Source organism: Labrenzia sp. PHM005, assembly GCF_006517275.1.
In the GTDB taxonomy this organism is placed as follows: Bacteria; Pseudomonadota; Alphaproteobacteria; order Rhizobiales; family Stappiaceae; genus Roseibium.
In genome coordinates this window covers 1,383,215-1,397,324 of the sequence record NZ_CP041191.1, presented here as the reverse complement: position 1 = coordinate 1,397,324, position 14,110 = coordinate 1,383,215, and the positions used below count along the sequence as shown (strand labels likewise).

Annotated in this window: 13 protein-coding genes; 6 read left to right on the top strand and 7 right to left on the bottom strand. The window is 57.5% G+C overall.

The features are described from left to right. Positions 1-2 precede the first annotated feature (2 nt). Positions 3-689: a hypothetical protein gene (locus FJ695_RS06335; RefSeq protein ID WP_141184654.1), complete on the top strand. Its 687-nt coding sequence runs from the start codon at positions 3-5 to the stop codon at positions 687-689. 36 nt (positions 690-725) lie between these two features. Here FJ695_RS06335 and FJ695_RS06330 read toward each other — a convergent pair whose 3' ends face one another. The 5 genes from FJ695_RS06330 to FJ695_RS06310 all read right to left on the bottom strand — a co-directional run bounded on the left by FJ695_RS06330 (position 726) and on the right by FJ695_RS06310 (position 4,598). Continuing rightward, positions 726-1,286 (bottom strand): acyloxyacyl hydrolase, encoded by a 561-nt coding sequence (locus FJ695_RS06330; RefSeq protein ID WP_247653799.1) that lies wholly within the window; start codon positions 1,284-1,286, stop codon positions 726-728. 198 nt (positions 1,287-1,484) lie between these two features. Beyond that, complete coding sequence (folK, locus tag FJ695_RS06325; RefSeq protein WP_141184653.1) at positions 1,485-2,009, bottom strand: 2-amino-4-hydroxy-6-hydroxymethyldihydropteridine diphosphokinase; 525 nt, start codon at positions 2,007-2,009, stop codon at positions 1,485-1,487. A 1-nt stretch (position 2,010) separates the two neighbouring features. Beyond that, complete coding sequence (gene folP / locus FJ695_RS06320; RefSeq protein ID WP_141184652.1) at positions 2,011-2,829, bottom strand: dihydropteroate synthase; 819 nt, start codon at positions 2,827-2,829, stop codon at positions 2,011-2,013. Between the two features lie 99 nt (positions 2,830-2,928). After that, positions 2,929-4,140 carry a multidrug effflux MFS transporter gene (locus FJ695_RS06315; RefSeq protein ID WP_141184651.1) on the bottom strand — a complete coding sequence of 404 codons (1,212 nt, stop codon included), beginning with the start codon at positions 4,138-4,140 and terminating at the stop codon, positions 2,929-2,931. Beyond that, a complete protein-coding gene (locus tag FJ695_RS06310) occupies positions 4,137-4,598 on the bottom strand; it encodes a MarR family winged helix-turn-helix transcriptional regulator (RefSeq protein WP_141184650.1) in 462 nt (153 codons plus the stop codon). The genes FJ695_RS06315 and FJ695_RS06310 overlap by 4 nt, the downstream gene beginning before the upstream one ends. A 216-nt stretch (positions 4,599-4,814) precedes the next feature. Between FJ695_RS06310 and typA the strand changes: the two genes are divergently transcribed. From typA to FJ695_RS06290, 4 genes are all read left to right on the top strand, one after another. Next, positions 4,815-6,638: a translational GTPase TypA gene (typA, locus tag FJ695_RS06305; protein WP_141184649.1), complete on the top strand. Its 1,824-nt coding sequence runs from the start codon at positions 4,815-4,817 to the stop codon at positions 6,636-6,638. A 161-nt stretch (positions 6,639-6,799) separates the two neighbouring features. Then, positions 6,800-7,360 carry a hypothetical protein gene (locus tag FJ695_RS06300; RefSeq protein ID WP_141184648.1) on the top strand — a complete coding sequence of 187 codons (561 nt, stop codon included), beginning with the start codon at positions 6,800-6,802 and terminating at the stop codon, positions 7,358-7,360. 211 nt (positions 7,361-7,571) lie between these two features. Beyond that, entirely contained in the window at positions 7,572-7,859 is a 288-nt protein-coding gene (locus FJ695_RS06295; protein WP_141184647.1) for a GIY-YIG nuclease family protein, read from the top strand. Positions 7,860-9,149: 1,290 nt separating this feature from the next. Then, positions 9,150-11,156, top strand: a complete 2,007-nt coding sequence (locus tag FJ695_RS06290) for a hydantoinase/oxoprolinase N-terminal domain-containing protein (RefSeq protein WP_141184646.1) — start codon at positions 9,150-9,152, stop codon at positions 11,154-11,156. Between the two features lie 454 nt (positions 11,157-11,610). Here FJ695_RS06290 and FJ695_RS06285 read toward each other — a convergent pair whose 3' ends face one another. Next, on the bottom strand, positions 11,611-12,036 hold the full coding sequence (locus tag FJ695_RS06285; RefSeq protein WP_141184645.1) for a DUF4345 domain-containing protein: 426 nt from the start codon (positions 12,034-12,036) through the stop codon (positions 11,611-11,613). A gap of 24 nt (positions 12,037-12,060) precedes the next feature. Beyond that, positions 12,061-12,888: an NAD(P)H-binding protein gene (locus FJ695_RS06280; protein WP_141184644.1), complete on the bottom strand. Its 828-nt coding sequence runs from the start codon at positions 12,886-12,888 to the stop codon at positions 12,061-12,063. Between the two features lie 26 nt (positions 12,889-12,914). Between FJ695_RS06280 and FJ695_RS06275 the strand changes: the two genes are divergently transcribed. Further along, positions 12,915-14,018, top strand: a complete 1,104-nt coding sequence (locus FJ695_RS06275) for an AraC family transcriptional regulator (protein ID WP_247653798.1) — start codon at positions 12,915-12,917, stop codon at positions 14,016-14,018. Positions 14,019-14,110 lie beyond the last annotated feature (92 nt).

The following is a 14,110-nucleotide window of genomic DNA, read 5'->3' as shown; positions in this document are numbered from 1 at the left end:
TCATGGATCTTCCCGCTGCAACCCGCTTTTCCAAAAAGCTGGGCGCAGCGGGTTTTTTGTCCCTTGGCGGCTTCCACCCGGATGAAGACGACCAGGTGCCGGCACCAAAAAAAGGAAAACTGGCCCGCACGGTCCTCATGATCGGCAGCGCCGGCCGGCCCTTCTGGCAAAGCTACCGCAAAACTCCTGAAGCCAACGACGGAAAATCCGATCCGATGGACCGGTTTACCCGGCGGGTTCTCACCAGCCTTGCAAGCGAATTTGGCTTAACGCCACTCTTTGTTTTCGACGGGCCGCCTTATTATCCCATTCAACGCTGGGCCCTGAAGTGCGGCGGGTTCACACAAAGCCCGTTTGGTCTTTTGGCACACGCTAAATACGGTCCCTGGGTGGGACTGCGGGCTGCGTTTGTTTCGCCAAACCACTTCGAAACTTCTAAAAAATTGGGATCGCCAGGACCTTGCGGCGCCTGCCAGGAAAAACCTTGCCTCAGTGCATGTCCCGTGAATGCCATTTCATTGAAAGGCGGCTACGACGTCCCGCGCTGCCTGGCCTATCTAAGAGATACTCCGGACGCCACCTGCTGGGCCGGTTGCCTGGCCCGTCACGCTTGTCCAATCGGCGAAGACGTCGCCCAAACTCCCGATCAGGCACGATTTCACATGGAAAGCTTTGTAAAGCTTGTCTGACTAGAAAACTGTTTCTTGAGTTTTGGCCCTACCGAATCAGAACGTATAACCGACCCGCACACCAGCGTTGGTGATGCCGTTGTTGGCCTCGCACAATCCGGCGTTGGAGCCGTGCTCAACCATGGCAGACACGTTGATTTGGTCGTTGATCCGAAAACCGACAGACGCACTCTCGCGGAACATGACATTACAGCCAAGGCTCAGGCGGCTTCTGTCCGCACTGACATGCACACCATTATGGACCATGCCGCCGAAGCTGCCTTCGACGAATATGCGGTCCGTTAGATCTAAAGTCAGGCTGTAGCCGCCGTAAACAAAGCTGGTATGGCCCGCTGTATTCAGGCTGCCGCCGACATGCGGACGAAACGTGGCCCGCCACTGAACAACAGGGACAAAAAGATCGAAAGCGGCAAACCGGCTCAAATACTCGACGTTGAGATCAACCCCGGATTCCCGGTTCATCGTGTCGTGATACATGACCCCGCCACGGACTTCATGGCGCGGACCAGTGTTTCCGGACAGATCAGCCGCTTGTACGGCGGATGCCATCAAAAGGCCCAGACACGTTGATCCAACTGCATTTATTACACGGATCATCAGTGCCCCCTGTTCGATCCACGTGGTTTCCATGCCACACTAATCAACCAACCGCGCTAAGCAAGCCTCCAAAAGGCATCTGTTCCAAATTCTTAATAATTATTTACAGCTGTGACCGCTGAGACACAATTAGAGCCTGTCGCATCTAATGCTCCGGTGCGAAAAACAAGGTGGATTTGAGCCAACTTGCAGATGCGTTTAGCCAACAATTTTTACAACACCGTCTTGATCAGGACAGGTTTTCAGAGCCTCTGCTGCTGTCACTCCAGCTCCAAGCGGCGCATCCGGCCAGATCTCGGCAAGCGGAATCAATACAAAGGCCCGTTCACTCATTCGCGGGTGCGGCAGCTCCAAATCCGGATCGCTAACCGTTTCCGACCCGTAAATCAGCACATCAACATCGATGGTACGCGGACCCCAGCGGATCTCCCGAACCCGCCCCAGTTCGGTTTCAATCGACAAACACCGTTTCAGCAGCGCATGCGGCGATAAAACCGTATCGACCAAAACACAGATATTCCTGAAATCATCTTGCGGAACTGGTCCCCATGGCGGCGTCTTGTAGTCAGACGAGCGCGCGACAACATTGATCCCATCGCTTGCATCTAAAAGTTCCAGTGCTTTCTCGAGATGCGCAAGCGTGTCGCCAATGTTGGATCCAAGCCCCAAGGCACATCGTGTCGGGGCATTGGCGGAAGCTGAAATTATGTTTTCAGATGTCATACTAGGCTGGATTCCGTTCCAAACGTGTTGCTTCCAGCATACGCACACAATCGGCGTGTGGACGTACATCGTGAACCCGAATGATGCTGGCACCATTCTGGATCGCTGTTATATGCACGGCCATCGAGCCAAACAGCCTCTCATCCGTTTCGACACCAAGAACCGCCCCAATCATCCGTTTCCGCGAGGCACCAGCCAAGATCGGAAGCCCGTGTTTCTTCAAGGTTTCCAGCCGGTTCAGGATGATGAAATTCTGATCAATGGTTTTGCCGAATCCAAAACCTGGATCCAGGATTTGTTTGTCCCGCGGAATACCGGCGCGATCGGCCAAAGACATTGAGATTTCAAAAAACCGGTCGATGTCGGCAAGGATGTCTATTCCGGCGTCCGCCTCATCCCGGTTGTGCATCATCACCACAGGAAGACCCAGCTCTGCAACCGTATCAGCCATCGCCGGATCTTTTTGCAAGCCCCAAACGTCGTTGACCAATGCAGCCCCGGCGGATCCGGCCCGCCGGGCGATTTCCGCTTTATACGTGTCGATGGATACGGGAATGCCCAAATCGATTACGGGCTCGAGGATTGGCGCAAGGCGCGCCCATTCTTCATCCAGCTCAACCGGTGTCGACCCGGGACGCGTGCTCTCTGCCCCGACATCCAGAAGATCCGCGCCTTCTGCGATCATGGATTTGGCATGCTCAAGCGCAACATCGGCCGCGCTGAAGCGGCCACCATCAGAAAAAGAATCCGGCGTGACGTTCAAAATACCCATGACATGGGCGCGGCGTGTTGGCAGAGCGTAGCTGGCGGCCTTGGCCATTCTCAGTTCCTTGATAACTCAGGACTGACTGAATGCCCGCTTCAATAGCCAAGGTCAAGCAGCGGCAGCACCAGGCCGGAACTGGAACAATTTGAGCCGCTATTCAGCAGCCGCATGCTGAGAACTCTGGCTTTTGAGCACCAGATAACTCACGACACCGAGAACCGGCATTGCAGGAAGCACCAGGGCAAGCCCCAAGACCGGGTCGCCTACCAGAGCGATAATCAAGCTCGCAGCCACCCCGCCGCCAAATTGCAGGAACCCAAGCATGGAGGCTGCAGCGCCGGCAATATGCGGAAAGGGCGCCATGGATTCGGTGAAACTGGCTGGCAGCACAAAGGCGAGCGAAAACACAAACAGCCCTACCGGGGCCATCACGGTGGTGATGGAGAGCGGCTGTGTGAGTGTCAGAAAACACATGACGCAGGACGCGACAATCAGCATCACCAAGCCGAAGGGCACAAGCCGATGCGCTTCAGTTACTTTCAACAAACGGCCGGTAATCACCGTCCCCAAAATGAACGACCCGGACTGCAAAATCATGGTCAGGCCAAACTCGGACGGCGTCAAACCAACTTTATAAATCAGGACAAACGGTAACACCGTTGCCAATGCATAAATATTGCCAAGGCCGCAGCCAATCAAAAGTGCCGGCGCCAAAAACCGAGGATCTTTTATGAGAGCCAGGTAATTGATCCCGAGCTGCCGCGGATTGAGGTGGTGTTTGCCCGGATTAGGGTTGGTTTCCACCTGAAAAACCGTAACGGCTGCCATCAAAGCCAGGCCATAGATCACCATGCACCAGAAAACTTCGCGCCAACCGAAGAGCTCCAGCACAAAACCACCGATGGTCGGCGACAGCGCCGGCCCAAGCGCCAGCATCATGGCAATCGTGTTCATGATCCGCGCCGAATCCTGCCCCGTGAACTGATCGCGTACAAGCGCCCGCGACACGGAAATGCCGATCGCCGCCCCGACACCCTGAAGCGCGCGGGCAAAAACCATGAATTCCACTGTTGGGCTGAAAGTCGCAAGCACACTCGACACCAGATAGATGCCGAGGAACAGGATGGTCACAGGCTTGCGGCCAAAAGCATCGGTGAGTGGGCCACAAATCAGCTGTGTGGCCGCAAAGCCCGCAAAATAGGACGTCAGCGTGAGTTTGACGGCAGAATCGGACGTGCCGAACACCTCTACGAGCGTTGGCATCGCTGGCGTGTAAAGCGCCATCGATATCGGCCCGACAGCCACCAGGCCGGCGCCCAAAAGCGCGGTCCTGCGCGCACTCATCATGGACGCTTGTTCCGTCATTTGCCCTTCCCGTTGGCCGATTGCAGGAACAGGCTGTCTTTCATGTTCTGAAGAAGGTGTTCCAGAGTTGCCCGGTCTTCACCGGTTACACCTTCCAGCGCCTTGGTGCGCACACCTTCCAGGGCGACACTTATACTCTCCAGAAGCGGGTCAGCTTCCGGCATCAATTCAATCAACTTCGCGCGTTTGTCTGATGGGTCCGGGCAGCGTTTGATCAACCCCGCCTTTTCCAGCGAGTCCAGATAACCGACCAGGGTCATCGGCTCGACATACATGGCATCAGCCAGCACAGCTTGCCGCTGGCCCGGCATTCGCCAGACATAAAACAGCGTCCGCGCTTCTCCAACGGTCAATCCCGTCTCGACATCCGACAAGGCAGCCTCAAACCGGCGGCGGAGCATCCGCGCCAAATCAACGATCAGCATTGTCACGCCCACATTGGGGGGAGGTAAGGTCATAACCCACCAGATAACAGCAATTTAATAAGGATACCTTACTATCTAGGGTGCAGCCGCACTTCTGTCAATGAGCAGAACTGCCACTGCATTGCACAATTGTCGCACTGCGCGTATATAAGGCGCCAAATTCGGCAAATGAGCCGATCCCGGAAATTATTATCCAGACGTGCTGCGGGCTCTTAACGGGCCCGCTTCATGTCTTTTGGAGCCCAACTCATGAACTTGCGAAATATTGCCATCATCGCACACGTTGACCACGGCAAAACCTCACTCATTGACGTTCTATTGAAGCAATCCGGTGCGTTCCGCGACAACCAGCGCACCGAAGAACGGATGATGGACAGCAACGACATCGAGCGTGAGCGCGGCATTACCATTCTTGCCAAGGTCACCTCGCTGGAGTGGAAAGACACCCGTATCAATATTGTGGACACTCCGGGTCACGCCGATTTCGGCGGTGAGGTCGAGCGTATCCTGCACATGGTGGATGGTGTGATCCTCCTGGTCGATGCTGCCGAAGGCCCGATGCCGCAGACCAAATTCGTGCTTGGCAAGGCGCTGAAACTTGGCCTGAAGCCGATTGTTGCGATCAACAAGATCGACAAGCCGGAACAACGCGCCGACGAAGTGCTTGATGAAGTCTTCGACCTCTTTGCGTCTTTGGATGCCAACGAAGATCAGCTCGACTTCCCGGTTCTTTATGGGTCCGCCAAACAGGGATGGATGGCTCTCGAGCCGGAAGGTCCTCAGGACAACATGGAGCCGCTCTTTGAGATGGTTCTCGACAAGGTCGAAACACCGAAGTCTGAGCCGGGTTCCTTCAAGCTGCTGGCAACCACCATTCAGTCCGACCCGTTCCTCGGCCGCATTCTAACAGGCCGCATTGTGTCCGGCACCGCGACCCCGAATATGGCCGTAAAGGCGCTGTCTCGCGACGGCAAGCAGATCGAAGCAGGCCGGATTTCCAAGGTTCTCGCTTTCCGCGGCCTTGAGCGCCAGCCGATCGATGAGGGCGAAGCCGGTGACATCGTCTCCATCGCAGGCCTGACCAAGGCGACCGTTGCCGACACAATTTGTTCGCCGGATGTCGACGACGCCCTGCAGGCCCAGCCGATCGATCCGCCGACGCTCTCCATGACCTTCCGCGTCAACGACAGCCCGCTCGCCGGCACCGAAGGCTCCAAAGTTCAGTCGCGCGTCATTCGTGAGCGCCTGATGAAGGAAGCCGAAGGCAACGTTGCGCTGAAAGTCGAAGAAACCGACGAGCCGGACGCCTTCACCGTCTCTGGCCGCGGCGAACTTCTGCTGGCCATCCTGATTGAAAACATGCGCCGCGAAGGTTTCGAGCTTGGCGTCGGCCGTCCGCAGGTTGTTTTCCAGCAGGACGAAAACGGCAACCGTCTTGAGCCGATCGAAGAAGTCATCATCGACGTGGATGAAGAATTCTCCGGCGCCGTTGTTCAGAAGCTGCAGGAACGGAAAGCGGACCTTCTGGAAATGAAGCCGTCCGGCGGCGGCCGCACCCGTTTGGTGTTCAACGCCCCGACCCGCGGTCTCATCGGCTACCAGGCCGAACTGATGTCCGACACCCGCGGCTCTGCCATCTTCAACCGCCTGTTCCACGGTTATGAAGGCTACAAGGGTCCGATCCAGGGCCGCCACACCGGCGTGCTTTTGTCCAACGGCACCGGCGAAGCGGTCGCCTACGCCCTCTTCAACCTGGAAGACCGCGGCCCGATGATGATCGATCCAGGCACCAAGGTGTATCCGGGCATGATTGTCGGCGAACACACCCGCGGCAACGATCTGGAAGTCAACGTTCTGAAAGGCAAGCAGCTGACCAACATCCGCTCTGCCGGTAAGGACGATGCGGTCAAGCTGACCACACCGATCAAGCTGACCCTGGAAGCCGCGCTTTCCTACATCGCCGACGATGAGCTGGTGGAAGTGACCCCGGATAGCATCCGCCTGCGCAAGGCACTTCTGGACCCGCACGAGCGCAAACGCGCCGAACGCGCCGCCAACAAAGAAAGCGCCTAAGCGTTTTTGAGTTTGTGATTAAAAAGCCCGGGTCGAAAGATCCGGGTTTTTTGTTTTATTGCTCATGCTGTTTACCCTTTCCCGAAACGCAGGAAATCACCCTATCCTGGTGACCGGGCGACATACAATTTCGATCTATCGACTTCAGAAAAGGTCAACTAATGATTACTCCTGAAGATTTAAAAGACAAACTCTTCGCACTGATGCGCAACGGCGACTTAATTGACAATACCCACAGAGGCGAAGTCGCCGAACTAATTGTTCTAGAGGCGTTAGGTAATCGGTACGAACACGCTGGTGGTTGGGGTTATGCGGATATAGTCTCGGGACCAGTCACGATACAAGTAAAACAAGCAGCCAAAAGACAAGTTTGGGGACAATCCAAAACTTTGAGTTACAACATAAAAAAACAAAAACAGTATTTTGAGGAAGACAACCTAACCGTCGTCTTGGATACCCCAGAGCGGCTGTGCAACGTTTACATATTTGCGATGCACAACAATCCTGAAATCGATGCCAATCATTGGGATGCAAGCCAGTGGGTTTTTTGTGCAGTTCCAACTAATGCGCTGAATGAAAAATTTGGTGACCAAAAAACAGTCTCATTCAACGTTCTTCAGCGATATTTCGAGTGGGTCGATTACGATAATCTGGCTGCAACGGTTACCACTTTGCGAGCATGTTTTTGTTCAGACCCCACGCAACCACCTAAAACCTGCTGATCGAGTGCAAACGGCACCAATGGATCCCCGCACAAGGCGGGGATGACACCGGTCAGACCGGTGAGACTGTGCCTTTCCCTTTGGTTCTGGAAAATGGTTGTCGTCAGGACAAATTCAGGGGCTGATGACTGTGGCTGTGATAAGGCCATCACCTTCCCCGCAGCGGTCATCCCCGCCTTGTGCGGGGATCCAATCGCGCTCACTATGGCGGATGGCGTTTTATGTCTACCTGTTGGTGAGCCGCAAGAACGGGACGTTTTACACCGGGGTTACCAACAACCTCGCGCGCCGCATCCATGAACATCGCGAAAAACAGGCGGATAGCGTCACACGCCGCTATGACGTGACCAGGCTTTTCTACTACGAAGTCTTTGAAACAACGGAAGACGCCATCCGCCGGGAAAAACGGCTGAAACGATGGCCGTGGGCATGGAAAATCCGGACAATTGAAGCAGACAATCCGGGGTGGCGAGATTTGTATGAAGAATTGAATCGGTAGACCGACGCCGAACTGGATGCGCAATGGATTCCCGCACGGAGGCGGGGATGACGTCAGTCGGAGCAGTCAGGCTGCGCCTTTTCCTTTTTGCACTGGAAATGGGAGACCGCCGGGACAAGTCCAAGGTGACGACCGCGGTTGTAGTCAAGGCCCCGCCTTTCCCACTTTGGTCATCCCCGCCTTGTGCGGGGATCCAATCCACAGCTCACCATCCGCCGTAGGTGATTTGCTGTTCAAACCCGGACTGCCACTCTCCATCCAATCCCAAACATTTCAGGAACCAATAGATCCCCGCACGCAGGCGGGGATGACAACCGAAGTTAGTTGCCCCTTCTGACACCACAATAAATCTTATCCACGCCCCTCCCCACTGCCCGTATACTTCTCCCGTGCCTGTTAACCGGGCTTTCCGGGGGACCGCCCTTCGGAAGGGAACAGGCCGCCACATTGATGTTTCTGGGGGCTGGGGGAAAGAGGTAACGGTCTTTCCTGGCAGGTCCGGTGGTAATGATCCTGGGAACCGTAATCCCGGGTGGAGCGGTGCGGCTCTGGTGGGCGCGTTGCGGGGATGGTGACATTCAAGCGCCTGTTCGACAGCCGGATCCACCATTGCCATGAGAAACAGCCCGGGCGGAGCGCGGTGCGCTTTTGCCGAAGAAACACTTTGAACAAGTAGCGCAAGGCGAAAGCCTTCCGCGCTCCGCCACTCCTGTGACTTTCAGGAGAGTTTTTGACCGAACGCCGGAGGAATACCTCGCGGCGCACTTGGCGCTGGACCGCAGTCCGTTGCCGATCGCCCGTTCATCGCAGTGATACCGGCCCTCATTCCTGATTTGGATCACCGGATCAAGCTCATTGCTGTCCGGTTTAGCCTGGAGAGCCTTTACTCGAACGGACCTGCATCTTGCGCCTCTCTCCACCTCAAAGACGGAGACGGGAACAACCGGTGGCCGGAGTTTGATGTCTGAAGAACCAGATATCCGGGAAAAGCATAGAAATTCGTCAAGAAATACAAGATCTACCCGACTTATCCGGACAGGGTTGGGGTGACACCGCCGGAAAGTCCTCTCGGCGGTCATCCCCGCTTTATGCGGGGATCCAGTCGTCCGAACCGGCAAAAAAAGACTGGCATCCGCGTACAAATCCGTCCGCTGCGCAACTCTTAAAATGCCCCAACCGCGAGCTCCGCTCCTCATGAAGCACTGCTGAAACTGTTTGACAGTCTTGGCAAAAAAGTATCCATCGGAACGCTGATCAGAAGAGCGGCCGGTCAAAGCAAAAGGACGGGACATGACATTCAACCTCGGGGTCGACACAGGGGGCACCTATACGGACGCGGTCATCCTGCGCGGCGAAGACGAGGTTGTCGCCTCGGCCAAGGCCCTCACCACCCGGCACGACCTGGCAGAGGGCATCAAGGAGGCCGTCCAGTCGGCCTTGGCGCAAGCGGAAATCGATCCCGCCTCGGTCGGATTGGCGTCCCTGTCGACGACGCTGGCAACCAATGCGCTGGTTGAAGATCAGGGCGCGCGGGTGGCGCTGATTGCCATTGGCTTTGCGGAAAACGATCTTGAACGGGCCGGATTGAGCAAGGCGGTGAAGGATGATCCGGTGCTGCTGCTGCGTGGCGGTCACAACCACGCCGGCACAGAGGCCGCGCCCCTTGATGAAGACGCGCTGGAGGCTTTTCTGAACACCCTGGACCCCGGAGTGACAGCCATTGCCGTTGCCGCCCGTTTTGCAACAAGAAACCCGGCGCACGAAATCTCTGCGGCAGAAAAGGTGGCGGAGATTGCGGGCCTGCCGGTCACCACGTCACATACGCTCTCGGCCAAGCTGAATGGCCCGAAACGGGCACTGACCGCTGTGCTCAACGCCCGACTTGTCGGCATGATCGACTGTCTGATCGGCCGTGCACAGGACGCTCTTCTGGACTTGAGCGTAACGGCCCCTCTGATGGTCGTACGCGGCGATGGAGCGCTGATGACCGCGAGCGAGGCGCAGCAGCGCCCGATTGAGACCATCCTGAGCGGACCTGCCGCCTCCGTGGTCGGGGCGCATTGGTTGACAGGAGTGGACACAGCCCTGGTCTCCGACATTGGCGGCACCACCACGGATATTGCCCTTGTTCGCAACGGGCGCCCGGCAATCGACCCGGATGGCGCACAGGTCGGATCGTTCCGGACAATGGTCGAGGCCGTTGCCATGCGCACCAGCGGTCTCGGCGGCGACAGTCAGGTTCACCTTCTGGACAAAGGGTTGAGCGGCGGTGTGCGCTTAGGACCCAAACGGGTACTACCCGTCTCGCTGATGGCAAGCCTTGCTCCTGACAGTGTCCTGCCGGTTCTGGAACAGCAGGCCCAGTCCGGGACGCCGGGTGATCATGATGGTCGGTTTGTCCGCTGCGTTGGCGGTGCGATGGCCGGGCATGGTCTTGAGGCCCGAGAAGCGCAACTGATGGAGCGGATTGGCAGCGGTGTCCGCCCGGTTTCGACGGTTGTCCAAAAACGGATGGAAAGCAGTGCGCTGACCCGCCTGATCGATCGCGGATTGGTGCAAGTGTCCGGCGTGTCTCCCTCTGATGCAGCCCATGTTCTCGGGCTGCTCGATGCTTGGGATGGCGCGGCAGCGCGACTTGCCCTAATAAACCTGGCCCGGCGCAGGCGCCGAGATGGCGAAGTTCTAGCGCCCAGCGCAGAAGCCATGGCGCAGATCATCATTGACCAACTCACCCGGCAAACCGTGGACACGTTGCTCGAAGCAGCCTTTACAGAAGAAGGCGAGCGATTCGAAGAAAGCCCAAATGTGCTGGCGCGTCACGAACTGTTGCGGGCCGGACTGTCCGGCCACTCCGGTTTCATCGCACTGCAGGCGCGCCTCAACGTCGATGTTGTCGGATTGGGGGCCTCCGCACCGACTTACTACCCGGCCGTCGGTGAACGCCTGGGATGCCGAATGCTGCTCCCGGAGCATGCCGGTGTTGCAAATGCCATCGGCGCCGTGGTTGGCCGCATCACTTTACGCCGCAGCGGAACAATCACCTCGCCATCTGACGGATATTACCGGGCGCATCTGGAAGCAGGCCCGGAAGATTTCGAAACTGCGGAAGCGGCTTTGGACCGGCTTGAAACAGCGCTTCGGGAAGACGCTTTCAACGCTGTCAGAGAAGCCGGGGCGGTTGGCATCCAGGTTTCGGCTCACCGCGATGTTCGTACCGCGGAAGTTGAAGGGCGCAGCATGTTCATCGAAGCCGAGATCGCGGTCGAGGCAAGCGGCAGACCGAGAGTCGCGGTCTAGAGTTTGTTAGGCGGCCTCATTGTCCATCGATAGGGGCACCTCTCCTCACCCGACCCCAATCTGTACGTGCCGATTGGAAGACCTCCCGCTTCAATCTTTCTTCGGCAGATCATCATCGACGTCGATGATCCTGAGGACCGTAATTCCAGTTGGAGCGGTGCAGCTCTGGAGGACGCGTTGCGGGGGTGGCAACATTCAAGCGCCTGTTCGACAGCCGGATCCACCATTGCCATGAGAAACAGCCTGGGCGGAGCGCAACGCGCTGTTGCCGAAGAAAAACTTTGAACAAGTAGCGCAAAGCAAAGCCTGGCGCGCCCTGCCACTCCTGCGCCAAAACGGGAAGCGACACCGCAAAACGCCGGAGGAGATCCTCGCGGCGCTTTTGGTTCTGGCGCAGTCTGATTGTGCAGTCCAGGTCTCCGAGCCGGGACCAAACCGCGGGAGTAGGTCCCGGTCAGGTGGTCCTTTGCTTGAATGGAGAAAAACGCACCGCATTAATCTGCCGGACCACACTCAAGAGGCACAGCCCGCCAATCACCAGCTCAACCACCAGCGCTGTCACCAGTCCACTGTGCGGTGCGCCATCCAGACCCATGCTAACAAACCGGCCGAAGGCATAGGCGAGAAATACGGTGGCACCAAGCGCTGCGGAAAGTCGGCTCGCACCGGACAGGAAGGCTCCGGCCAGAATGAGAGCCCCAAGCGCTGCGAGGTTCGCGCCCGGTGCGCGCAGCTCATTCAAAAGGCTCGGATTGCTGCCAAGGACGATGTCATAGGCGGCGTAAAAGCCTGCCGGGACGACGGTGATAGCAAGGCCGATGCCGAGCGCCGACACACCTGCGACGCCAAGGATTGCTCTGTCAAACCACGGGATATGCATGATGGATCTCCTTCTTCACACACGTCAGGCAGCTGCCGACCAAGCACCGGAGCGCGCAGCATCCCGGGCATAGTCCGTGAAATCTTTCGGCGGGCGGCCAAGGGCGCGCTGTACCCCATCGGTAAGATGGGCGTTGCGGCCATCCAGTGTTTCGCGGGCGATCTCGGTAATGACACCGGCGATCATCTCGCCGCTGGAGCGGGCAACTTCTGCATGAAATTTTTCGAAGGAGATCGGCAAATGCTGAACGGTGCGTCCGATCGCACTAGAAAGTTCCTGCGCCATATCGGCAAAGCTCATCAGACGCGGACCGGTGACTTCGTAGAGTTCGCCGTCATGCCCGTCCTCGGTCAGCGCGGCGACCGCCACCGCCGCAATGTCATCGACATCAACGATCGGTTCGCGGATATCACCGCCCGGCATCGGCAGCACACCGGCCATGACAGGCTCAAACAATGCGCCTTCCGAGTAATTCTGCGCAAACCAGGCGGCACGGACGATGGTGAAGGCAAGTCCGGACCTGCGGACAACTTCTTCGGCACGTTCCGCGTGATGTTCGCCGCGGCCGGTCAAAAGCACCAGTTTTTCAACACCGGCATCCTTCGCAGTTTTAGTGAACGCCTCGACCTGCTCCACAGCGCCGGGCACCGCAATGTCTGGAAAGTAAGACACATAAGCAGCCGAGACGCCCTGAAGCGCCGGACCCCAGGTTTGCGGCTGCTCCCAATCAAACGGCACCGGCGCGCTGCGAGATCCGCGGCGAACGGAAATACCTTTGTCTTCAAGCGATTTGGCGATGCGGGAGCCGGTCTTGCCGGTCGCGCCGATTACGAGAATGGTCTTGTCTTGCATGGGTCCTCTCCGGATTAACTGTTGCGATGACCCGAAGATATGGATTTCAAAGAGACGAACAATTCTCGAACGTCTTCACTTCTTACCCGATCGTCCAGATCATGTGGACGAACAGGAAACTTCGTGGCACAGTCCTGCCCATGATGATGACCGCTACCCCACATGTGCCGAACCCGGATGCCATTGCCCAGCCGCTTGGCGACCCTCTTGGTGAAATCCTGCACCTTCTAAAACTCACCGGCACGTTTTATTGCCAGTCCCGGCTTACCGCCCCTTGGGGCGTTGCGATCCCGGGCTTCGACAATGTGATGAGCTTCGCCGTGATCATCGGTGGGCGCTGCTGGATGACGGTCGGCGGCGGTGACCCGTTTCTAGTGGAAAAGGGCAACCTGGTGCTGATGACCAAGGGTCAGGAGCTCAATTTCCGAAGTGATCTAAATACCCCGCTCTTAACGCTCGATGAGTTGCCGATCCGAAAGGTCACCGAGCTTTATGAAACGCTAGAGTTTGGCGGCGGCGGTGAGGAAACCAGTATCATGTATGGCATCGTCCGCCTTGATCATGCCGCCAGCGGACTGTTGATGCAGCTCCTGCCTGAAATCTTGAAGATCGACACCTGGACCGAAGATGCCGGCAGCTGGTTGCAGGGAACGCTTCAATTCATAGCCCGAGAAGCGCGGGAGCTCAGACCGGGCGGAGAAACCGTCATTACCCGGCTTGCCGATGTTGTGGTGATCGAGGCGATCCGCCGCTGGATCAACACCGCGCCAGAGGCCAACAGGGGCTGGCTGAAAGCCACCCGCGATCCGCAGATCGGCCGGGCGGTGCTGGCAATCCACCGGGCTCCGGCCGAGAGCTGGACGCTGGAAACGCTGGCCGACGTTGCCGGCATGTCGCGTTCGGCCTTCTCCGCCCGCTTCACCGAACTCGTTGGGATGCCGGCAATCGAATATCTGACGGTTTGGCGGATGCATCTCGCCCGTGCACGGCTCTTGCAGAGTAGCCAATCCATCGCTGCCATTTCGGCAAGTCTCGGCTACCGGTCCGAACCAGCCTTTAACCGCGCCTTCAAACGCGTGTTCCACGTTCCGCCTGGACAGGTCCGGAAAACCCATGTTGCCAACGCCTAACGCAGAGTCACTGACACGCGGCCTCCTTTCGCCTTTTGGGGGCCTTTTCTTGTGCGGCGCAAACAGGTTTAATCCAACCAACACAAATGAAT

Excerpts from the sequence above, each read along its gene's own strand:
- folP (WP_141184652.1), bottom strand. The coding sequence starts at position 2,829 with ATGGCCAAGGCCGCCAGCTACGCTCTGCCAACACGCCGCGCCCATGTC.
- FJ695_RS06295 (WP_141184647.1), top strand. The coding sequence starts at position 7,572 with ATGGCGTTTTATGTCTACCTGTTGGTGAGCCGCAAGAACGGGACGTTT.
- FJ695_RS06310 (WP_141184650.1), bottom strand. The coding sequence starts at position 4,598 with ATGACCTTACCTCCCCCCAATGTGGGCGTGACAATGCTGATCGTTGAT.
- FJ695_RS06280 (WP_141184644.1), bottom strand. The coding sequence starts at position 12,888 with ATGCAAGACAAGACCATTCTCGTAATCGGCGCGACCGGCAAGACCGGC.
- folK (WP_141184653.1), bottom strand. The coding sequence starts at position 2,009 with ATGACATCTGAAAACATAATTTCAGCTTCCGCCAATGCCCCGACACGA.
- FJ695_RS06275 (WP_247653798.1), top strand. The coding sequence starts at position 12,915 with ATGACCCGAAGATATGGATTTCAAAGAGACGAACAATTCTCGAACGTC.
- FJ695_RS06315 (WP_141184651.1), bottom strand. The coding sequence starts at position 4,140 with ATGACGGAACAAGCGTCCATGATGAGTGCGCGCAGGACCGCGCTTTTG.
- FJ695_RS06290 (WP_141184646.1), top strand. The coding sequence starts at position 9,150 with ATGACATTCAACCTCGGGGTCGACACAGGGGGCACCTATACGGACGCG.
- FJ695_RS06335 (WP_141184654.1), top strand. The coding sequence starts at position 3 with ATGGATCTTCCCGCTGCAACCCGCTTTTCCAAAAAGCTGGGCGCAGCG.
- FJ695_RS06285 (WP_141184645.1), bottom strand. The coding sequence starts at position 12,036 with ATGCATATCCCGTGGTTTGACAGAGCAATCCTTGGCGTCGCAGGTGTG.
- typA (WP_141184649.1), top strand. The coding sequence starts at position 4,815 with ATGAACTTGCGAAATATTGCCATCATCGCACACGTTGACCACGGCAAA.
- FJ695_RS06330 (WP_247653799.1), bottom strand. The coding sequence starts at position 1,286 with ATGATCCGTGTAATAAATGCAGTTGGATCAACGTGTCTGGGCCTTTTG.
- FJ695_RS06300 (WP_141184648.1), top strand. The coding sequence starts at position 6,800 with ATGATTACTCCTGAAGATTTAAAAGACAAACTCTTCGCACTGATGCGC.